The sequence below is a fragment of the uncultured Desulfosarcina sp. genome, from assembly GCF_963664155.2.
GTDB lineage: Bacteria > Desulfobacterota > Desulfobacteria > Desulfobacterales > Desulfosarcinaceae > Desulfosarcina.
The window spans coordinates 923,814-945,970 of the sequence record NZ_CAXXXH010000002.1 but is presented as its reverse complement, the minus strand read 5'-3'; the positions used below and the strand labels follow the sequence as shown (position 1 = coordinate 945,970).

Sequence of the window (22,157 nt, the reverse complement as noted above, 5' to 3'; positions counted from 1 at the left end):
GTTGCAGAACAATAATAACGAAGAAAAATGTGAACAGGCATTGGGCGAGCATGACCACAATCTGACCAGCGGCCGTAGAATTACCCGCAACAGCATCCTGAATATCTTCGGTTATTGTGCGCCCATGGTCGTCGCCCTGCTGACGATCCCCGTCATCGTTCGTGGAATGGGTATCGAACGATTTGGGATTCTGACGTTGGCCTGGGCGGTTATTGGCTATTTCAGCTTGTTTGACTTCGGTTTGAACCGGGCACTGACAAAGATGGTGGCCGAAAAACTGGGAACCAGTGAGCAGTCGCAGATCCCTTATTTGGTATGGACATCTCTGGTGGTAATGGCGCTGTTCGGGCTTTTGGTTGCTGCAGCGTTGATTGTCTTCCTGCCTTGGATAGTTGACCATGTTCTTACCATCTCATCGGAATTAAGAAGAGAAACGCAAATCAGCTTCTATCTCCTGGCGTGTTCCGTACCGATAGTTATCCTCAGTGTGGGGTTGCGGGGTGTATTGAGTGCTTATCAGAAATTCGACCTGATCAACTGGGTTCGCGTTCCCATGGGAATCTATGTCTTTGTCGCTCCGATTCCGATAATAAAATGGTATTCAAACGCCCTTCATCCAGTTCTGGCGGCATTGATTGCGGGACGATTGCTTGCCATACTGATCCAATTGAAGATGTGCACCCAAATAGTATCTTTCATGAAATCCGGTATTGGTTTCCGCCGTGATTTAGTCCGTCCCCTGTTGTCATATGGCGGTTGGATTACCGTATGTAATGTCATCAGTCCGTTGATGATCTACATCGATCGTTTTTTTATTGGCAGCTTGATTTCGACCGCTGCCGTTGCTTTCTATGCGACCCCGAATGAAGTGGCAACGAAGTTATGGATGCTGCCATGGGCCTTACTGGGAGTCCTTTTCCCTGCCTTTTCAACCAGTCTGGTCAGGGATTTGCGCTTGGCTTCCGAGTTGTTTTCGAACAGTTTAAAATACCTTTTCGTTATCCTGTTTCCGATCATTCTGGTTTCGATTACTTATTCCTTTGAAGGACTCGATTTCTGGTTGGGACGTGAATTTGCCGAGAAGAGCAGCATTGTTTTAAGGTGGATGCTGGTGGGCGTTTTTCTGCATGGGATTGCTCAAGTACCATATGCGCTGCTTCAGGGAGCCGGTCGACCGGATATCCTTGCAAAGCTTCACATGATTGAATTACCGTTATATTGTTTTCTGCTATGGCAGCTGATAACGTTAGGCGGAACAAAGGGAGCGGCCATTGCTTGGACCATGCGATTGGGTGCTGACGGATTGATTGTTTTTTTATTCGCCGGCAAGATTCTTCCTGAGATTGATGGCAAGATCCATAACCAGCTGCGAATCCTGGCAATGGCATTACTATGCTTTATCGTAACGGCGTACTTTGAAAATGTATTCTATAAAAGTTGCTTCTGTCTTGCCGTTATCCTTTCCTTTGCTTGGTTTGTATGGTTCATCATTTTCAACGACCAGGACCGGGATCGGATATCCAGGAGATTTTTAAATGCGATCTGACAATGATGCAATTCAAGTGAAAAAGAGGTATCAGGGGGAAGCAGGAAAAGTTTATCATCAAAAACATGATGTGCCAAACCCCGCCCACAAATGGATTGCCCAAAATCGTTCTGAAAAACTGGCGGGGCATGTCGCCCCGGATGATGTTGTTTTGGAATACGGCGTTGGCCCTGGTTGGAATCTTGAAAACATTGCCTGTAAACAGCGGCTGGGGTATGATTTATCTCTATTTTTGAAGGATCAGCTTTCAGCCAAGAGCATTGACTTCATTACCGATACCAGAGCGTTGACGGATGCATCCATTGATACGACCATTTGCCATCATGTGCTCGAGCATACACCGGATCCGGCTCAGGTACTGATGGAAATCAACCGTCTTTTGAAAAATGAGGGGAAACTCATCTTGATCGTTCCCTATGAAAAGGAACGAAAATACCGAATCTATGATCCAATTGAACCCAATCATCATCTTTATTCCTGGAATGTCCAAACACTAGGCAACTTGGTAACGGATCTGGGTTTTAAAATCAAACAGGCAGGCTTGGGTAGATACGGCTATGACCGAGCCCTATCGGTATTGGCGTTGCGTTTGGGAATGGGAGCCTTCGGTTTTCGACTTATGAAAAAAATTGCCCTCACGATCATCCCCTTGTTGGAAGTTCGCATCGTGGCCATAAAAATAAAAACGGCATGATCACTCTCAATAGAGAAATAACATAATAAAGGAGTCTTATTGTGCGCGTTCTAATCACCGGCGGCGCCGGTTTCATTGGTTCTCATCTGGCGGAAACCCTCCTTGAAAAAGGTGATGACGTCTACATCATCGATGATCTTTCCACCGGGTCGATAGAAAATATCCGCTTCCTTCAGGAGAATCCTACCTATAAAAACAAAATGTTTGTCCATATCAACACGATCTTAAATCATGACATGATGCTGGAACTTACCGGCATCTGTGATGTGGTCTACCACCTGGCGGCGGCGGTCGGAGTGCAGACCATTCTGGACAAGCCGCTGGAGTCCATCGTTACCAATATTCAAGGGACTGAAAAAATTCTTGAAATGTGTAACAAATTTAAAAAACGGGTGTTGATCGCTTCGACATCGGAGGTTTACGGTAAGCACATGCATGCGCCTCTGGTGGAAACCGACAACATCATCTACGGCCCGTCGAGTAAGTTCCGCTGGAGCTATGCCGCCTCGAAATTGATGGACGAATTCACGGCCCTGGCCCACTACCGGACCAATGGACTCGAGGTGGTCATTACCCGTCTTTTCAACACAGTCGGGCCTCGGCAGACGGGCGCCTATGGGATGGTTATCCCCCGTTTTGTCGCCCAGGCGCTGAAAAATAAACCCATCACCGTATTCGGCGACGGCACCCAAACGCGCACTTTTACCTACGTCAAGGATGTCGTAGCTTCGTTGATGACCTTGATGGCATCCGATCAAGCGATTGGAGAGGTGATCAATGTGGGGGGCATTGAAGAGATCTCCATTCTGAATCTGGCCCAGAAAATCATAGACATGACCGGATCGTCGTCGTCGATCCAACTGATTCCCTATGCCGAGGCTTTTGGAAAAGATTTCGAGGATATGCAACGCCGGGTACCGAGCACGGAGAAACTTGAACAGATGACGGGTTTTGCTCCGGATAAAAGCCTTGATTTTATCCTGTCTAAAGTCATTGACTATATCAAAAGCAGGTAGAGAAACGGAATTTTTTCTTTTTTATGAATGCTGAATCCCTAATTCTCTGGATGCAGCAAATAGAACGATAGTGTTTTTATTTTATCAAACGTTGGAGCGAAGCGATCGCATTATTGGACGTTCGATGTTCGAAAAATTGTTTTTTGATTGCTTGTCTCGCCGGATCGGTCAGAACCTTTTCGGGTCGCTCGGGCATAACCCGAGGTTTAATTTACTGCAATTAACAATTCAATGTCATTAACTTAACCGATTGGCTTGTATTGAGGGAAGTATCGCCGTGGTTTCGCTTTATGATTTCGTGGATATTTTCTTCCCGGCCTGATCGGTTCTACGGTTCTTTGAAAAATATATTGCAGGTCGACTATCAAGCGCTTGATCAACCTGTTGGCATCAAGAAAGAGCAGGGCGATCACGCCTTTGCTTTTTGAAAGCGCCTGGGTGAAATTGATCTGGTATCGGTGTTTTGTATGGACAATCTCATCGTCTATCCGGTCCTGGACATGAAAAGCCATCATCCAGACCAGGTTTTTGGCGAACACCTTGGCGTGAAAGTCTTGATACACGGATAGCGCCGATTGTCCGGAAAAGTTATCCAATTCGATCCGGCATTTGATGATCTTATAATCTTCTTCCACCGGCCATCTTTTGTGGTAAAGGTCGCCAAACAATTCGATGGGATATTTTTCCGTGTCAACCAGCGAGGTGATTAAAACGGCAACCTTCCCATCGTTTTCAATGCGGATCAGGCGGAGTTTCAAAGGGGTCGTGTCCAGCCCCATTTGCCTGCATTGGGCAATCGAAGTAGAATGCACAGGCACGGTGACGACCTTTTCAGATAGCCCGGAACGGAAAAACTTGCGAACGATTTTCCATTTGGTGCAAGACACGCGGGCACAAAAGTTGGCCTGCATGGAAAGGATCAGGTTGAAAAGCCACCATGCCGGATAACCTCTATCGAGCAGGATCAAATCGTTGGGCATCACGTTGAGCAGGTGTTGCGCCGCCAGATCGCGTTCACCGATCCGTTTGGGTTTGATAAGGGCATCGACAGTTATTTTGTTGAGGACATCGAAAAGCTGAGATACGCGTGCCATAGGAGATGGCGCACCCTGGCGGACATTCCAGACACCAAAGTGCCGGACGACATCATCCGTCATTGGCAATTTTGTTGTGGAACCGTCAATGGCCAACAACCGGAGGCCGAACCACAACTTGGGACGAAAGTGCTTTTCAAAATAGGTGATCAACTGTAGATTCAACTCGACAAAGGCTTCGAACTTCAGTTTCATTCGAGCCTTTGCCAAGGCCGCCTTCGATAAGACCCGTTTGGCGACATCGAAACGCAGTATTGTCTTGAAGAATTTATCCAGTTCGTCCTGATAGGAGCCTTTGACCAGGTTGATGAGAAAAACGATCAAGACATGAAACGGTAGTTTTCTTTTACGGGTGAAGTCGTTCTTGTATTTTTCGATGACGGGCGATGAAGTCAGGCGAGGAGACAATTTCTCGTACAAATTCAATTGTTTTGGCACATACATTGAAATCCAGGTTTCGTGCCAACTTTTCCAAAACTCTCGCTAATTTTCGACATGGTATTCTCCTTTCGATTATATAACTGGCTGTTATTATTGAAAGCGAGTATACCATGTCGATTCACCTAAAACAAGTAAATTTGCAATATATTTGATATGTTATAGCGTTTTACTACTTCTTAAGTTAATGACATTGATTAACAATTCATAATTGACCTCCTTCTTTTCAATGGAAACCAATCTACTGCTCGGCGCGGCCGCGTTTCTGATCAGTCTGACCATGACTCCCGTGGTGCGCCTGATTGCCATTAGAAACGGCTGGGTGGCGCGACCGCGGGAAGATCGCTGGCATAAGAAGACCACGGCCTTGATGGGCGGCATTGCCATCTTTCTCGGAATAAGTGTGCCTCTGTGGATGGTAGGGGGCGTGGATTCGATTTGGAGGAAATTCATTGATGCGGGTCATGGAACCGTGTTGCCATCCGTTGCGGCAGTTATTCTGGTAGGGGCGACAATCCTTTTTTTCATCGGGTTGGCAGACGATTTCATCAATCTCAAACCGCAATCCAAGCTCATCGGGCAAATCATCGTCGCCAGCATGGTGACTTTCCTGGGGTTCAGACTCAACTGGTTCACATCGTTGACATTGGACACCATATTTACACTGGTCTGGATCGTTGGAATCACTAACGCATTCAATCTGCTGGACAACATGGACGGGCTTTGTGCCGGCGTGGCTATGGTGTCTTCTTTGTCCATGTCGGCACTCTATTTCTCGATGGACCCTGTGGCATTGGCGGTTGCGGTAATCATTTCAGGTGCCTGCGCCGCTTTTCTTGTTTACAACTTCAAGCCGGCCTCCATCTTCATGGGTGACTGCGGCAGCTTGGTAATTGGGTTTGCCATTGCCGTCTTGAGTTTATACCATTCCGAAATCGATCCCCAAAACAGACTTTCCATTGTCTGCGTTCCGGTTTTGCTTTTAATGGTGCCACTTTTAGATACCTCCCTGGTGACCACCATTCGACTGCTCAGCGGCCGTAAAGCCTCAACGGGCGGCAGGGACCACACCTCGCATCGCCTGGTTTTGATGGGACTCAGCGAGACCCATGCCGTTTTATTTCTCTATGGAATTGGCACCGTATCCGGCGTCGCCGCGGTTTTCGTCAGTCAAAGCGACTCATTGACCTCGCCGGCCGTCATCATTCCTATCGTCCTGGCCATTGGGCTTATGGGAATCTACTTGGCGCAACTGAGGGTTTACCCCGATAAAGAATTTTCGCTCCTGCGAGGACGGATATTCACCCCGGTGTTGATTGAACTGACCTACAAACGCCAGATGATGATGGTCATTCTGGATGTTGGTCTGGTGGCATTTGCCTATTATCTGAGTTACCGGCTTCGGTTTGACGGAAGTGATTTTACCCGTTATTTTCGCGTTTTTCTGAAATCACTGCCGATTATTATTCCTATCAAACTGATTGTATTCTATCTCTCCGGAATCTATAAAGGATTTTGGCAATACATTAGCACACGTGATGTTTTTCAGTACATCCGCTGTTCAGCTCTGGCAACCCTGGTTGTGATCACTGCGGCCACCATCTTGTACCGGTTCACTGATTTCTCAAAAGGCGTCTTTGTTATCGACTACCTGTTGACGACCGTTTTTTTGTTAGGGACCCGCGGATCTTTTCGCCTGTTTACGGAAACGATGAAACGCAAAACCCTGACCGGGGATCCTGTAGTTATATATGGGGCAGGCCAGGGCGGTGAACTGCTGCTGAGAGAGATTTTGAATAACAAAACACTGAATATCAATCCCGTGGGCTTTTTGGATGACGACCCGCTTAAAATTGGAAAGAAAATCCAAGGGTACCCCATTTTGGGGAACCTTGAGCATTTATCCGAGCTGAGAAATAAGAATACAATTCGAGGGGTTATCTTATCGTTTAGCGACAACTCCGATACAAAGGCATATCGGGAAGCAATCCGCTATTGCCGTGAAAATGGATTGTTTCTAAGAAAATTTTCCATTCAATTGGATCCGGTTGAACTTTTTAAGAACATTTAGGGCGCCAAAAATAACGGTGATCTGGTAAACCGGCATCGCCTTAAAAATGAACCATGAGATTATCCCCGCATGGGAATCTGCTGTTGTCGATGCCGTTATCCGCTTTGACCCTGAAGCCAGGATATACCTTTTCGGATCAAGGGTCGATGATCGCCAAAAAGGCGGGGACATTGACATCCTGGTTTTTTCCTCGCGTTTGACGTTTTAGGACAAACTGAAGATCAAAGCCGTTTGGTTCGACACCATGGAGGATCAGAAAATCGATTGGGTCATTGAAAAAATAGCAATGATCAGTAAGATTTGCCAGGCTCAGCGATATTATTTTACAAAAAATGTTCCGGTATTTTGATGTGGTTGAATTGGAAGAAATTGGGACTGTCAGGGACCGAATCAATCGGGCTGAAAAAAAGGGTCATTGAAAACGCAGACAATTTTATTCAGATCAGATTGTTGAAAAATGAGATTGCCCATGAGTATAAATCAGATATGATTTATGTGTATGAGGACGGACTTGACTTGACACCTTGCTAAAAAATGGGTGGTCAGATACCTTCTGGATTGTCGCCAAACAATCTAAAACAGGAGGCACATCATGACCACCCAAGACAAAATCGCAAGAGCTAAACTCAGCATACTGGAACTGGCCGAATACCTCAAGAATGTTTCCCAGGCCTGCCGCATCAACGGCGTTTCCCGCCAACATTTCTACGACATTAAAAAAGCGTATGAAGAGCACGGCCTTGAAGGCCTCAAGGATAAAAGCCGGCGCAAGCCGTGTATCAAAAATCGGGTTGCTCCTGAAATTGAAGCGGCCGTGATCAAAATGGCATTTGAATATCCGGCTTATGGTCAGGCACGAGCTGCCAATGAACTGCGTAAAGAGGGCATTCTGGTGTCATCCGGCGGTGTTCGAAGCATCTGGATTCGGCACGATCTGGAAACTTTCAAAAAACGTCTGGCATCGCTTGAAGAGCGGGCAGCCAAAGAAGGCATTGTTTACACCGAGGCCCAATTGACGGCGTTGGAAACAGCCAAGCGCAGTCGGGAATCTCACCCGGATGAAATCGAAACCCAACATTCGGGTTATCTGATCAGCCAGGATACCTTTTATGTCGGGTATCTGAAAGGTGTCGGCCGGATCTATCAGCAAACGGTGGTCGATACCTATTCGTCGGTGGCCTTTGCCAAGCTGTATACGGCCAAGATCCCCGTCACCGCTGCCGATACGCTCAATGACCGTGTGTTGCCTTTCTTTGAGGAACACAATGTCCCTGTATTGTGCGGGTATTGACGGATCGGGGAACCGAGTTTTGTGGCAGCCTGGATAAACACCCTTACGAGTTGTTCCTGCAACTCAACGAAATCGACCATACCAAAACTAAGGTCAGAAGCCCTCAAACTAATGGTATTTGCGAGCGTTTCCACCAAACCGTGCTGAATGAGTTCTACCGTGTGGCATTTCGAAAGAAGCTGTATCGTGATCTTGAGACTTTACAGATCGACCTGGATGAGTATATGGACGAGTATAATACAAAACGAACCCATCAGGGAAAACGCTGCAAAGGTCGTACGCCAATGGAAACATTCATTGAAGGCAAGCAGCGATATAAAGAAAAGAATCTGGAAAAAATAAATGCTGCATAACTGTCGTTGACACATCCAGAAGGTTTCTGACCACTGTCAACTCAAGTTCCGTTCAGGACAATTTATGCAATCTTTGAAAGCGTGCTGGAACTGACTCCTGTATTGCTTGACAGCGTTGAAAAAATAATTGCCTACCCCACGCGCTTTACCGATGACTAATAAACCCCATAACAAAATTGTTGTCCTGATAAAAAAAGGAGTCGGCGTTCCCGCACCCGAAAGTGTGGAAATCAACGACGCGGTTGATGTTGAACGCATTGCCTCTGAGGGTGTGATCATCCATGCCGGATGCAGGCTCTTCGGTGACAAGACCCTGGTTTGCGACAATGTCGAACTGGGCTATGAGGCTCCGGTCACGATTAAAAACTGCTATGTCGGTCCTAATGTAAAACTGAAGGGGGGCTACTTTGAAAATGCCGTCTTTTTAGAAGGTGCCGAAGCCGGTTCCGGTGCCCATGTGCGGGCAGGTAGCATCTTCGAAGAACAGTCAAGCATCGCCCACACCGTGGGATTGAAACAGACCATCCTGTTTCCTTTTGTGACCTTGGGCAGCCTGATCAATTTCTGTGACTGTCTCATGGCTGGTGGGACGAGCCGGAAAAACCACAGCGAGGTGGGCAGCTCCTACATTCATTTCAACTATACGCCCAATCAGGACAAGGCCACGGCCTCACTGATCGGTGACGTCCCCAACGGGGTGATGCTCAATCAAAATCCCATTTTTCTGGGCGGGCAGGGTGGACTGGTAGGCCCTTGCCGTATCGCCTATGGAACCTTGATTGCCGCAGGATCGGTATATCGGAAGGATCAACTTAAACCGGATCGCCTGGTTTTCGAAGGCGGGGGCAGGGGAGGAAGCGCGCCCTATTCCACCGGCATTTATAGAAATGTGAAACGCCAGGCTACGAACAATATAATATACATAGCCAATCTGGTGGCGTTGATGGCCTGGTATACCCACGTCCGTGGCCAATTTGTGGGGGAACGATTTCCTAAAGAACTCTACGAGGGGTTGCTTGACACGTTGCGCCTGGCAATTTTCGAACGCATCAAGCGCTTTATTGCCTTTTGTGAAAAGTTGGAGGTATCCAAAAAACTGTATCAACAGCAGATGGGCGATAATGCTTCGGCCAACCTCATCCTTCAAAAAATTCAACTGGTTAATAACCGAGAAGAGGTCGGTGATCTGGTTCTTCGTTGCTTGGACAGAATAGAAGCATTAGAAAACAAGGTGTTTTTATCGATTATTAATAGAAAAATCGATAGCGTCGGGGCCACCTACATCGATGTGATCAAAAACCTTGATACTGGGGAGGCCTTGCGGGGAACGGTCTGGCTCCAACAGATTGTTGATCGGATAACCGGGCAGATATTGGATCTGTTTCCAGCGATCCGATAAACCGACTTTATGTTGAAGCGGCTTCCAGCCTCGATCATTTTTCGATCTTATTTTATCGCGGCTGGAAACCGCTCCCACGTGTCCTGGGAAGCTCCGAAATTCTCTACCAGCTGTAAGCACCATTCAAAATATACCAAAAGCAAGGAAAGCATATTTTGGGCGAACTATTTGGGACGGACGGCATCCGAGGCATAGCCAACCACTACCCGTTGGATTGCGAGACGGCTGTGAAAGCGGGAAGAGCCATCGCGGCTTATTTCGATGGCGAAAAAGATGCTGCCGACCGTTTTTTAATCGGCCAGGACACCCGTATTTCCGGGGACATGCTCGTCAGCGCCCTATCCGCAGGCATCTGTTCCATGGGGAAAGATGTGTATCTGGCCGGCGTTATCCCCACACCGGGTGCGGCCTACCTGACCGCAACCGATGGATTTGACGCCGGCATTGTCATTTCCGCATCTCACAATCCTTTTTACGACAATGGGTTTAAACTATTTAAAGGTGACGGATATAAACTTTCCGATGAGGCTGAGCGATCCATTGAGAAGCTGATAAAAGATGATGGATCGCTTTATAAAAAAAGCAAAACAATCAAACAAATGGGTACGATTCATCTCGTCGAAAATGCCTTGGACCACTATCGCCATTTTTTGCAAAGCTGCCTTTCCACGGGGCCTTCGCTGGATGGAATGAAGCTTGTTATCGACTGTTCCAATGGTGCCGCCAGTCAGATTGCACCAATGCTTTTCGAAAAACTTAACACCACGGTTAAAAGTATTTTTTGCAGACCGAATGGAATTAATATCAACAACAACTGCGGATCGCAGCATCCGGGCGTGCTGGCCAAGACGGTCATGGCTGAAAATGCCGATCTGGGCTTGGCCTTTGACGGGGATGCAGATCGATTGATTGCGGTGGATGAAAACGGAAGGGTACTTTCCGGAGATCAGGTTATGGCTATCTGTGCCAAAGACATGATGGAAAAAGGGCAGTTGGCCAACCCGGTGGTAGTCACAACGGTCATGAGCAACATTGGTTTTGCTGCAGCACTTAAACAAATGGGTATCACTCACATCAAAGCCAATGTCGGGGACCGCTATGTCATGGAGGAAATGTTAAAGGCTGACGCTGTCTTCGGTGGCGAAGATTCCGGGCACATGATTTTCTTAGATCACCATACGACTGGAGACGGCATGCTGGCCGCCTTGAAACTCATGCAAGCTATGCGTTCATCGGGAAAACCCCTGTCAGAACTGGCAGCTGTCATGACCGTATTCCCGCAATGCCTGATCAATGTGGATGTCAAATCGAAACCGGAAATCGATATGATCGATGAAATCATGCGAGCCATTCATGCCGTAGAAAACGAACTCCGGGACAACGGAAGGGTGCTTGTGCGCTATTCAGGCACCCAACCACAGTGCCGGGTGATGGTCGAAGGGCCAACGGTGCAGGAAACGAAATCTTTGTGCCAGCAGATTGCATCGGTAGTTGAGAAGGTATTGGGGTGAAGACAGAGGTCGGAGGTCAGTTGACTGAAATCTGAAAACAGAAGACGGACAGAAAAAAAGCCCCGGAATCAGATTTGCTCATGGTTCAGGGGCTTTTTTATTGTTAGTCGCGGCTGCCACCGAAAATCATCAGTAAATATTGAAACATCAGGATAAAATCAAGGTAAAGCGTTAAGGCACCGATAATAGCCCCTTTTCTGACCACCGCGGCGTCTAGGCCGGCCGGTTGGGAAATAGCCATGGTTTTGAGCTTCTGGGTGTCGTAAGCGGTCAATCCGGTAAAAACCAGCACGCCGATATAACTGATAATCATCTGCATGGCCGGACTTTTCAGGAATATATTGACCACCGATGCGATGATAATCCCGATCAATCCCATGAACATGAAACTGCCGAGTCCGGTAAGATCGCGTTTGGTGACCCACCCAAAGACACTGCAGACGGCAAACGTTCCGGCACAAATGAAAAACGTGGCGGCAATGGATGACATGGTGTACACGAGAAAAATGAATGCCATGGTCGCACCATTCAGGGCCGCATAGAACATGAACATGCCGGTGGCGGTCGATGCCTGCATTTTGTGTACGCGACTGGCAAGCATGAAAACCAGGGCCAATTCCCCTATAAAAAAGATCCACCGGGCCTGGAATACAAAGCGCATAACCGGTTCGTTGTGAGCCACAAACCAGGCTACCGCGCCGGTCAACGCAAGACCGATGGCCATCCAGTTATACACGCTACGTACAAAAGCGTTTACCTGAACTTGTACCTGGGTTCTTTCCATTGGAATCGACTGCATCTAACACCTCCGCATATTTATATTTTTAATCGTTTTCAATCCCCGTCAGTCAGTACCTGATTATAATACAGGCTTCTTTATTTTCAAGCATAAAGCTGATATGAACAACGCGTTAGTTTTCCTCATCCCTCAAAGGAAAACGATGTCTCCATCCGAACATGGTGCTGTGGAATGAGACCTGAACAGATTTATCAGGAACTGAAAGATTTAGCGGAAAAATTGGGTGTAACGGTCTCCGAGCAAAACTTTCGCGCCAGCGGAATACCTGTGAAAAGCGGCTTTTGCTTAATTAAAGGGAAAATGAACTGCATTATCGATAAAAATATCAGCTTGCATAAAAAGACAACGATTCTGGCACAGTCCCTTTGTGATCTGCCTCACGAAAAGATGTTCGTGGTGCCAGCCGTCAGGGATATCATTCAAAAATGTGGCCGGAAGAGCAGCCATGAACCCGACAGACACGAACATGATCTATAACTTTACATAATATATCTTATCGGACGTTATAGACCAATGAACATTTATTCGTTTACACCTAACATTTTCACCTTGACACCATGGCACTAAATATCACAGGTTCCAATCCTTCCCGGCAACATGTATACGAAGTCACGGAACTGAATAAAAAAATTAAGCGGTTACTTGAAGAAAACTTTCCTTTCATTTGGGTATCAGGTGAAATATCCAACATCAGGACTCCTTCATCCGGCCATTGTTATTTCACTTTGAAAGATGCGAATTCGCAAATCAGTGCGGTTATGTTCCGCGCTCAGGCCGGATCCCTCAAATTCAAACCTGAAGATGGACTATCCATCATTGGCCTTGGCCGCATCAGTGTCTATGAACCGAGAGGATCGTACCAGATTATTTTCGAATACCTTGAGCCAAAAGGTGTTGGCGGTCTCCAGATTGCCTTTGAAAAACTGAAACAACGGTTATCCGATGAAGGATTGTTTGATGCGCAGCATAAAATGTCGATACCCGTTATGCCCAAAAAAATCAGTATCGTCACTTCACCGACCGGTGCAGCTATTCGTGATTTCATCAAGGTGGCCCAACGGCGTTTCCCTAACCTTCCATTAGAGGTGGTTCCGGTCAGTGTCCAGGGAGATCGTGCGCCAGGTGAAATTATCCATGCCATCCGCATGTTAAATAAAATGGGGACCACCGATCTTATTGTTCTGGCACGCGGCGGCGGATCCATTGAGGATCTTTGTGCGTTTAACGATGAACAGGTCGCCCGAACTGTTTTTGCATCCAGCATACCCATCATTTCCGCCGTTGGCCATGAAACGGATTTCACCATCGCCGATTTCGTTGCCGATCTTCGGGCACCCACCCCGTCCGCGGCTGCCGAAATCGCGGTCCCATCAAAACATGAACTTAAAAACCAGATTAACAACACTAATCAAAAGCTTTATAAAACATTTAATTCCTATCTGAAATTATTAAGTAACCATTTAAATGGGCTTTGCAGCCGGATTATTCATCCCCGGCGCCGACTCCAGGATATGCGAATGCGGCTGGATGATTATTCGATTCGACTGCTTTATCTGATGAGTAACACTTTGAGACGGAGAAGCGAGGGAACCACTTTTCGCCACAATATGCTGATGCAGATATCACCCACCAAAACGGTGGTATCCATGCAAAAGCACGTCACCACCCTTCAGGATGCATTGGTCATTCATATGCACCATTTCATCCGGGAGGGTCAAAACAGCATCTCGAGACAGGTGTCGATGCTCGATGCGTTGAATCCCATGGCCATCTTGCAGCGTGGATACAGCATTACCCGCACCATGCCCGATCGATCCGTTGTTCGAAACGCAAAGAAAGTGACTATTAACCAACAACTTGAAATTCTTTTGGGCCGCGGTAAATTAGCGGTCTCCGTCGTCGATAAGACCAATGAGGCGGAATGATGGGTTTTGGATTATTTTCTGGAGTTTGTGTTAAACTGAGCAACATATTTTGAATCAAAAGATTAGTTTTGAGCATTCATAATCGATAAAAAGGATCATCATTCTCCATGGCAACAAAGGCGAAACAAAGTTTCGAAAAAGCGGTCAATGATCTGGAAAAAATCGTCAAGGCACTCGAATCCGGTGACCTGCCCTTGGAAAAAGCGCTGGAAAAGTTCGAGGCCGGCATCAAGCTGTCTCGATTTTGTACCGAGATGCTGGATGAAGCCGAAAAGCGGGTAACCTTGCTAATGGCTGACGATAGGGGTGAACCCGTCGAAAAACCATTTGACGCGGAAGCATAAACAGACACGGATAGGTGAGCCGCATCATGTTCGATCTTAAATCGTACCTGAAAGCCGTGCGGGACCCGGTGGATGAAAGGCTCCAGCACTATCTGACCGTCGAATCGCCAGTCACACGGGTATCCCAGGCCATGACCTATTCTGTCATGGCCGGTGGAAAGCGATTGCGGCCCGTGCTGTGCTTCGCCGCGGCGGAAACCGTCGGCGGTAGCCGGGAAACGGTGTTTCCCCTTGCCTGTGCCCTGGAATTCATCCATACCTATTCATTGATCCATGACGACCTGCCGGCCATGGACAACGACGACAAAAGACGCGGCAAACCGACCTGCCATGTCCAATTCGATGAAGCGACGGCCATCCTTGCCGGAGATGCCCTGTTGACCCTGGCCTTCGAAATCCTGGCGGCAGCCGGCACCCGGTGCGGCTTGGAAGAACAACGCCGTTGGCTGCTGGCCATTGCCCAGATTGCCTCCGCCGCCGGTTTCAAAGGCATGATCGAAGGGCAGATGCGAGATATGGCTTTTGAGGGAAAGGTCATTTCGAAAGGTGAACTGGAATCCCTCCATCGCCTGAAAACTGGAAAAATGATCCAAATTTCAGTGAGTACCGGTGCACTTTTATCCGGTGCGTCAAAGCGCCAGCAGCAGGTACTGCATACCTATGCCGAAAATATCGGACTGGCCTTTCAAGTGGCCGACGACATTCTCAACGTGAAAGGAGACCCGGAACGATTGGGAAAATCCACCGGTACCGATCAGATCCGCGGTAAAAACACCTACCCGTCGCTGTTGGGTCTATCCGGTGCGGAATCGTTTGCCGGCCAACTGGTGAACAATGCCTTGAAGGCGCTTGACGCTTTTGATAACAAAGCAGATTCCCTTCGTGCCATTGCACGTTATGTCGTCGAACGGAACCGATAAACTCAGGGAGCTGGAAACTTGCACCAATCCTCGCATCTACTTGATAAAATAAACTCACCCCACGATCTGAAGAAACTGAAACGTTCTGAACTACCTGATCTGGCAAAAGAAATACGTAAAACGATCGTGAACGTGGTATCCACTTCCGGTGGCCACCTGGCTTCCAGCCTCGGCGCCGTTGAACTGAGTATCGCTCTGCACTATGTATTCGACACACCGACGGATAAAATCCTATGGGATGTGGGCCATCAGGCCTACGCCCACAAACTGCTTACCGGCCGCCGCGACCAATTCCCCACCCTGCGCCGCCATGGCGGCCTCTCCGGGTTTACCAGACGCAGCGAAAGCCCATACGACACCTTTACCACCGGACACAGCAGCACCTCTATTTCCGCTGGTCTGGGCATTGCCTGTGCCAAACGTCTGAAAAAAGATTCATCCAAGGTGGTGGCCGTTATCGGAGATGGTTCACTGACCGCCGGACTTGCTTATGAAGGGCTGAACCAGACGGGAGACACGCACAACGACAAGGATCTGATTGTTATCCTAAACGACAATGAAATGTCCATTTCCCACAATGTAGGCGCGCTCTCCTCTTTGCTCAGCCGCACTTTTTCCGCATCCAAACTTCAGATGATGCGTAAAGAGTTTGGGGAATTTCTCAAATCCCTGCCCCGGATCGGGGAAAATGTTTACCAGTTTGCCAAACGCAGCGAGGAATCCTTTAAAACCTTCGTAACCCCCGGGATGCTGTTCGAAGCCTTTAATTTCGAATATTTCGGCCCCATCGACGGGCACAACCTGGATCATTTAATTAAGATCCTTACAAATATCAAAACAATGGATGAGCCGGTCCTCCTGCACGTGATCACCAAAAAAGGCAAGGGATACCGGCAGGCCGAACAGAATCCGGTCTATTTTCACGGCGTCGGTTCTTTTGATGTGGACACGGGCATCTGCCGAAAAAAAACCACCAATGTTCCCAGCTACACGGAGGTGTTCGGCCAGACCATGGTAGAACTGGCCAAAACGAATGATAAAATCATCGCCGTTACCGCCGCTATGCCGGAAGGTACCGGACTGGTCCCCTTCTCCAAGGCTTACCCGGACCGGTTTTTCGATGTGGGGATTGCCGAACAGCATGGTGTCACGTTTGCCGCCGGTATGGCCACTGAAGGATTTCGTCCGGTGGTGACCATCTATTCAACGTTTCTCCAGCGTGCTTACGATCAGATCATTCACGACGTTTGTATCGAACGGCTTCCGGTGGTGTTTGCCCTGGATCGCGGAGGGATCGTCGGAGAGGACGGACCTACCCACCACGGTCTTTTTGACATTTCTTTTTTAAGAACTATTCCTAACATGGTGGTCATGGCCCCGAAGGACGAAAACGAGCTACGCCACATGCTGGCCACCGCCATGGTCCACGACGGGCCCATTTCTTTGAGATACCCTCGGGGTCGGGGAACCGGGGTAGATCAGGACAAAGACTTTACGATCCTTCCCATCGGCAAAGGTGAAATTCTGAACCACGGTGACGACCTGGTGATCCTTGCTGTGGGGAGCACGGTGTGTGAAGCAACATGCGCCGCTGCCCTTTTAAAAGAAAACCATGGTGTTCAAGCAACGGTGGTCAACGCCAGATTCATCAAGCCATTGGACCATGAATTGATCATTCCCCTGGCCCAAAATATCCGCCGGATCATCACTGTTGAAGAAAATACCATTCAAGGTGGATTCGGCAGCGCCATTCTTGAATTACTCTGCAGCCATAAGATAAATGACGTCATCGTTAAACGGTTGGGCATCAGCGATCATTTTGTGGAGCACGGACCGCAAGAAACCCTGCGCAGCAAATATCAAGTGGATGCACCCGCCATTATCAACGCCGCGCTGTCCATGATGAGCCCTTAAGCCGATGGCTGGTAAGCTGATAAAGAGTGGGTATAGCCATCAAAAAGAGAATCGATACACTCCTTGTTGAAAAAAAATTCTGCCAAAGCCGGGAACGGGCCAAAGCGCTGATCATGGCCGGCCGGGTTGTTGTGGACCATTTGCCCTGCGACAAACCCGGAACCCAGTTTCCCGAAGGCGTGGAGATCGCCGTTAAAGGTGATGATTTGCCTTATGTGAGCCGCGGTGGGCTGAAGCTTGAAGCCGCCCTGAAAGCAAACCGCATCGATTGCACCGGCATGGTCTGCCTGGATGTGGGGGCCTCGACCGGCGGTTTTACCGACTGTTTGCTGCAACACGGCGCCACCCAGGTATTTGCGGTGGATGTTGGCTATGGCCAGCTGGCATGGTCATTGAGGCAGGATGATCGGGTGGTTGTCATCGAACGAACCAACATCCGAAGAATGGATCCAGCCTTGATTACCCGCCCGGTGGACCTTGTGACCATTGACACCTCTTTTATTTCCCTCAAAATCGTGGTCCCCCCCACCCTTCAATTTTTAAAGCCCGACGGTACCCTCCTGTGCTTGATAAAGCCCCAGTTCGAAGCCGGTAAAGGCAAGGTGGGCAAGGGCGGTGTAGTCAGGGATCCGGCCCTTCACGATGAAATCATTGAGGATCTTCGGGCTTTCTTTTCTCAGCAGTCGCTTTTTTGCGGGCCGGTAATCCCCTCTCCTGTTCTGGGGCCCAAGGGAAATCGAGAATTCATTATCCTGCTGCGACCGTTTGATATTGATTCATAGTCAGTTTTTTGAACTTGATTTTTTTTAGCCGTCGATTTAATAATATCTGCTTAAACAAAATCTGCGAACAGTGCGGAAAATACAATGGAGAGAGGAGCTTGAGTGGGCCAAATGAATGAAACCTTAAGAAATGTGGTACTGATTGCCCATGGGGGGGCTGGGAAGACCTCCCTTGCTGAAATCATGATTAACCAAGCCGGGATGACCACCCGCGTCGGCCGCGTGGAAGATGGCAACACGGTAATGGATTTCGAACCGGAAGAACTCAAGCGACAGGCCAGTCTTTCCAGTGGTTTCATTCAATTACCATGGAAAAAGCATACCATCAGCCTGATTGACACGCCAGGCGATCAGAACTTTATCTCTGATGCCAAACTATGCATGCAAGCAGCCGATACCGCCCTCATCCTTGTGGATGCCGTTGATGGGGTCAAGGTCCAGACAGAGCAGGTGGCTGAATTTGCATCCGAATTCGAGCTGCCCTGCGCTATTTTCATCAACAAGCTGGACCGCGAGCGTGCCGATTTTTCCCGTACCTTTGAGGATGCGGTGCAGTGCCTGTCACCTAAACCCATTACCCTTCAGCTGCCCATTGGCGCGGAAGCCGACTTCAATGGGATCGTCGACCTGATCAGCCGAAAAGCCTACAGCTACGACGAGAGCGGCAACGTAAAAGAGATAGAGATTCCTGTCGATATGCAGGACGCAGTTGAGACAGAGCGGGAAACGCTCATCGAGAACGTAGCAGAGGCAGACGATGCACTCATCGAGCGGTATCTGGAAGGTGAGACGATTACCAATCAGGAACTCCGCGAAACGCTGAAAAAAGGCATCCTGTCCCGTACTTTTGCACCCGTGCTCTGCGGTTCCGCAACCCGTAATATCGGTGTGGACCTGCTCATGGATTTTATCAACACCTGTCTCCCCTCTCCTTTGGAGAACCCACCCAAGCAAGGTGTGAATCCCGCCAATGATGAAATTATAGAACGGGAATATAACCCGGAGGCCCCCTTTTCCGCTTTTGTGTTCAAGACCGTGGCGGATCCCTATGCCGGTAGACTGACTATTTTCAAAGTGGTTTCCGGAAAGCTAGGCGGGGACGGCAACTTCTACAATTCGACCAAAGAGACCCGGGAGCGATTCAACCAACTACTCACCATTGCAGGCAAAGAACAGAAGCCGGCTGCGGAAGCCGGTCCCGGATCCATCGTAGCCGTGGCCAAACTCAAGGAAACCAAGACCGGTGACACGCTGTGTGATGAAAATAACAAGATCCGTTATGCCTGCGCCAAACCCATGCCAACACTGATCTCATTTGCACTGGAATCCAAAGCCACCGGCGATGAGGATAAAATTTACATTTCTCTGACTAAACTCCTCGAAGAAGACACGGCCTTAAGATTGGAGCGCAATCCAGAAACCAAAGAGATTCTGCTTTCCGGCTTGGGTCAGGTCCACATCGAGAGCACCATCGAAAAACTCAAACGGAAATTTAATGTCGAAGTCCTGCTCAAAACCCCAAAAATTCCCTACCGGGAAACCATCAAGAAAAAAGTCCGCGTCCAGGGCAAACATAAAAAACAGTCCGGCGGGCATGGCCAGTATGGCGATTGCTGGATCGTGATGGAACCCCTTCCTCGGGGGGCAGGCTTCGAATTTGTGGATGCCATCGTAGGTGGGGTAATCCCAAAAAATTACATTCCGGCCGTTGAAAAGGGAATTGTAGATGCTTGCCAGAAAGGTCCCCTGATCGGAGCCCCCTGTGTGGATTTCCGAGCCACCGTGGACTTCGGCAGCTATCACGCTGTGGACTCTTCGGAAATGGCGTTCAAGGTAGCCGGTTCCCTGGCCTATAAAAAGGCCTGCGAAGAGGCGAAACCGGTGTTGCTGGAGCCCGTCATGAAAGTGACTGTGACCACTCCGGATGAATATATGGGCGACATCATGGGCGATATGAACAGCCGGCGGGGTCGCGTCCTCGGGATGGATACGGCGGGTAAGAACCAGGTGATCAACGCCGAAGTGCCCTTGGCCGAGTTCCAGACCTACGCGCCGGACCTGAGATCGATGACCGGCGGACGCGGCATGTATACCATGGAATTTTTGCGCTACGACGAAGTTCCGGCCCAGATTGCAACAAAAGTGATTGAACAGATAAAATCCGAGAAAGAAGAGTAACCGGCACCGTTATCAAATGGTGAATTTTAAAAAGGAGGGCGTCGGTCCTCCTTTTTTTATGAGCCATTGAATTAATTTTTAACGTGGTCCTTATTTTCCTTTGGAAATTCGATGCATTCTTTGGCCGGTGCATAACCGGACCAGAAGCCAATCCATTCATTATTAAAATAAATCCGATTTTTTTCTGAGATGCTTTTCCCCATGGGGCAGTCGTAGGTATGAAATCGCCTTGATCGCCGGTTCCCTATATAGGCATGGAGTCGTTTTTCATTTTTTTTCACGCTCTGCCAGATGCCCCTGCCACTTTCCATGGCATCGCGTTGGGCGGAAAGCAGAATTTTATCTTTACTGATGTTTGGAAACCGGTACAAGACGTGGGCGCATCCCTGTTTAAGCAATTCGGCATTCACGAAAAGCCCGTCGCTGCGATAAACATAGGCCAGGGTTCTTCCGTAGCGATCTTTCTTCTCTTGGTCGCAAACCAGGCGGAGTTGCCATCCTTCGACTAATTTGCGATTCATTGATTGTGCCTCAACAGCCATCGGCTCGGCACGATGGGTGTTATGATCGATCTCAGGGGTGTCGATACCGATATATCGCACATGCCTGTCGTCTTGTAAAATAATCGTATCGCCATCGGCTACCCATTTGACCATAACCCAGGGGCCAGCCTCGCAGGAGCCAACCGTAGCGACGAGGATCATCACAATCAGGCCCAGCCAGCATCGGGTGCTGTATTTTAGCTTAACACGAAAAGTATTCACGGCTTCAAATCACAGATATTGGTGGCACTTTTGTCCAGCATTCGGCCCAAACCTCCGTCTGGTGACGGAACCCACCCCATGGTTTTTTCCCACACCTCCTTGTCTTCCATGCAGAAATAGACGGTCACTTCCGGCGCTGCCTCGCGAATCCAATCCACCATCAGCCGATAAAGGGCGATACGCAGTGGTTTGAAGTAACGCATTTTGTTGTCCAAGCCGGTGATAAATTCGCCGTAGGCAATTTTGGAGCCTGGAAAGCGCTGGGCAATGACAGGTTTGAGCGCTGGCATGAAGCGAAAAGTACCTAAAGAGATCCAGACAATATTCTCCGGTCGGATGCGCTGAAACAGCTGTTTAACCACTTTCCGGTAATCGGTCTCACAGCCATTGTAGATTATCATGGGATCGAAGTGAAATGCCAATGGGTATCCCCATTCCTGGCAGCGGGCTGCAGCCGTCAGGCGTGCATCCAGCGAAGCGGTCCGCCGTTCCTCACGCTTCATGACAGCTGGCGTGTTTAATGACCAGGAGAGAATCGTTTTTCGCCGGTGGTCCAGGCCATGGAGTCCTTCAATGCTGACCGTTTTTGTTTTCAGTTCGAGTACGGCTTTGTCCTGAATGGAAAAGCGGGTAACCAGATAATCGGTCAGATCGGTCCACTTTTCCCAGATAAGGCTGTCCGTGAACTCCCCGGTTCCCACTCGACTGATGGTCTCTTTCTGAAAAAGTCCGGTCAGTTCAGCGTCCAACTCTTCGCGATTAACGAAAAACTGCAACAGCGGCGGATGGAAGTAACTTTGCAGAATACAGTAGGAGCAATCCATGGTGCAAAAAGAGGCCACATGCAGAATCTGGTAATCACAGCACATGTATTCCCGAGTGCCTGGACATGGTTTTAAAAAGTCACCTTTGTTGCGGGTCAGGTAGAGTACCTGCTTGCCCCGACTGACCGGATCGGCAGCATTGTTGATCCATTGGTAAATCGAGGCCGGGTCATCCACGGTTTCGGCCGGCAGGTCAAGCTGACGACGAATCCGTTCGGTGTCAGGATGAGACGCGATATTGGCGTCGATGAACATTTTTTTAATGATCACGGGGTTCTTTCTTTGATTTTTAAT

Annotated in this window: 18 protein-coding genes and 1 pseudogene; 15 read left to right on the top strand and 4 right to left on the bottom strand. The window is 48.7% G+C overall.

Features of this window, described 5'->3' with window-relative positions; all coding sequences use genetic code 11:
• Window position 1 precedes the first annotated feature (1 nt).
• The 3 genes from ACHZBS_RS28380 to ACHZBS_RS28370 are packed head-to-tail and all read left to right on the top strand — an operon-like array spanning window position 2 to window position 3,256.
• Entirely contained in the window at window positions 2-1,546 is a 1,545-nt protein-coding gene (locus ACHZBS_RS28380; RefSeq protein ID WP_319409904.1) for a flippase, read from the top strand.
• Window positions 1,536-2,240: a methyltransferase domain-containing protein gene (locus ACHZBS_RS28375; protein ID WP_319409903.1), complete on the top strand. Its 705-nt coding sequence runs from the start codon at window positions 1,536-1,538 to the stop codon at window positions 2,238-2,240. Before ACHZBS_RS28380 ends, ACHZBS_RS28375 begins: the two co-directional genes overlap by 11 nt.
• A gap of 41 nt (window positions 2,241-2,281) precedes the next feature.
• Window positions 2,282-3,256: a GDP-mannose 4,6-dehydratase gene (locus ACHZBS_RS28370; RefSeq protein WP_319409902.1), complete on the top strand. Its 975-nt coding sequence runs from the start codon at window positions 2,282-2,284 to the stop codon at window positions 3,254-3,256.
• Between the two features lie 242 nt (window positions 3,257-3,498).
• Here ACHZBS_RS28370 and ACHZBS_RS28365 read toward each other — a convergent pair whose 3' ends face one another.
• Window positions 3,499-4,788: an IS4 family transposase gene (locus ACHZBS_RS28365; protein WP_319409901.1), complete on the bottom strand. Its 1,290-nt coding sequence runs from the start codon at window positions 4,786-4,788 to the stop codon at window positions 3,499-3,501.
• 229 nt (window positions 4,789-5,017) lie between these two features.
• Here ACHZBS_RS28365 and ACHZBS_RS28360 point away from each other — a divergent pair, with 229 nt between their 5' ends.
• The 5 genes and pseudogenes from ACHZBS_RS28360 (at window position 5,018) to glmM (ending at window position 11,413) form a co-directional block, all read left to right on the top strand.
• Window positions 5,018-6,859: a glycosyl transferase gene (locus ACHZBS_RS28360; protein ID WP_319409900.1), complete on the top strand. Its 1,842-nt coding sequence runs from the start codon at window positions 5,018-5,020 to the stop codon at window positions 6,857-6,859.
• A gap of 46 nt (window positions 6,860-6,905) precedes the next feature.
• Complete coding sequence (locus tag ACHZBS_RS28355; protein ID WP_394708064.1) at window positions 6,906-7,067, top strand: nucleotidyltransferase domain-containing protein; 162 nt, start codon at window positions 6,906-6,908, stop codon at window positions 7,065-7,067.
• A 384-nt stretch (window positions 7,068-7,451) separates the two neighbouring features.
• Window positions 7,452-8,503 (top strand): annotated as a pseudogene (locus ACHZBS_RS28350) (IS481 family transposase).
• A gap of 151 nt (window positions 8,504-8,654) precedes the next feature.
• Window positions 8,655-9,902 carry a protein GlmU gene (locus ACHZBS_RS28345; protein WP_319409899.1) on the top strand — a complete coding sequence of 416 codons (1,248 nt, stop codon included), beginning with the start codon at window positions 8,655-8,657 and terminating at the stop codon, window positions 9,900-9,902.
• A gap of 155 nt (window positions 9,903-10,057) precedes the next feature.
• Window positions 10,058-11,413, top strand: coding sequence for a phosphoglucosamine mutase (glmM, locus tag ACHZBS_RS28340; RefSeq protein WP_319409898.1), 1,356 nt, complete (start codon window positions 10,058-10,060; stop codon window positions 11,411-11,413).
• A 103-nt stretch (window positions 11,414-11,516) separates the two neighbouring features.
• Here the strand turns inward: glmM and ACHZBS_RS28335 are convergent, their stop codons facing one another.
• Entirely contained in the window at window positions 11,517-12,212 is a 696-nt protein-coding gene (locus tag ACHZBS_RS28335; protein ID WP_319409897.1) for a Bax inhibitor-1/YccA family protein, read from the bottom strand.
• Window positions 12,213-12,383: 171 nt separating this feature from the next.
• Here ACHZBS_RS28335 and ACHZBS_RS28330 point away from each other — a divergent pair, with 171 nt between their 5' ends.
• From ACHZBS_RS28330 to fusA, 7 genes are all read left to right on the top strand, one after another.
• A complete protein-coding gene (locus ACHZBS_RS28330; RefSeq protein WP_319409896.1) occupies window positions 12,384-12,689 on the top strand; it encodes a hypothetical protein in 306 nt (101 codons plus the stop codon).
• 80 nt (window positions 12,690-12,769) lie between these two features.
• Window positions 12,770-14,137, top strand: coding sequence for an exodeoxyribonuclease VII large subunit (gene xseA, locus ACHZBS_RS28325; RefSeq protein ID WP_319409895.1), 1,368 nt, complete (start codon window positions 12,770-12,772; stop codon window positions 14,135-14,137).
• 107 nt (window positions 14,138-14,244) lie between these two features.
• A complete protein-coding gene (xseB, locus tag ACHZBS_RS28320) occupies window positions 14,245-14,481 on the top strand; it encodes an exodeoxyribonuclease VII small subunit (protein WP_319409894.1) in 237 nt (78 codons plus the stop codon).
• A gap of 26 nt (window positions 14,482-14,507) precedes the next feature.
• Window positions 14,508-15,401 carry a farnesyl diphosphate synthase gene (locus tag ACHZBS_RS28315; RefSeq protein ID WP_319409893.1) on the top strand — a complete coding sequence of 298 codons (894 nt, stop codon included), beginning with the start codon at window positions 14,508-14,510 and terminating at the stop codon, window positions 15,399-15,401.
• 18 nt (window positions 15,402-15,419) lie between these two features.
• Complete coding sequence (gene dxs / locus ACHZBS_RS28310) at window positions 15,420-17,315, top strand: 1-deoxy-D-xylulose-5-phosphate synthase (protein WP_319409892.1); 1,896 nt, start codon at window positions 15,420-15,422, stop codon at window positions 17,313-17,315.
• Window positions 17,316-17,341: 26 nt separating this feature from the next.
• Window positions 17,342-18,097, top strand: a complete 756-nt coding sequence (locus ACHZBS_RS28305) for a TlyA family RNA methyltransferase (protein ID WP_319409891.1) — start codon at window positions 17,342-17,344, stop codon at window positions 18,095-18,097.
• Window positions 18,098-18,208: 111 nt separating this feature from the next.
• Entirely contained in the window at window positions 18,209-20,275 is a 2,067-nt protein-coding gene (gene fusA / locus ACHZBS_RS28300; RefSeq protein WP_319409890.1) for an elongation factor G, read from the top strand.
• Between the two features lie 71 nt (window positions 20,276-20,346).
• On the opposite strand, the gene ACHZBS_RS28295 is transcribed toward fusA, so the two are convergent.
• Window positions 20,347-21,039, bottom strand: coding sequence for a thermonuclease family protein (locus ACHZBS_RS28295; protein WP_319409889.1), 693 nt, complete (start codon window positions 21,037-21,039; stop codon window positions 20,347-20,349).
• Entirely contained in the window at window positions 21,036-22,133 is a 1,098-nt protein-coding gene (locus tag ACHZBS_RS28290) for a spore photoproduct lyase family protein (RefSeq protein ID WP_319409888.1), read from the bottom strand. Before ACHZBS_RS28290 ends, ACHZBS_RS28295 begins: the two co-directional genes overlap by 4 nt.
• Window positions 22,134-22,157 lie beyond the last annotated feature (24 nt).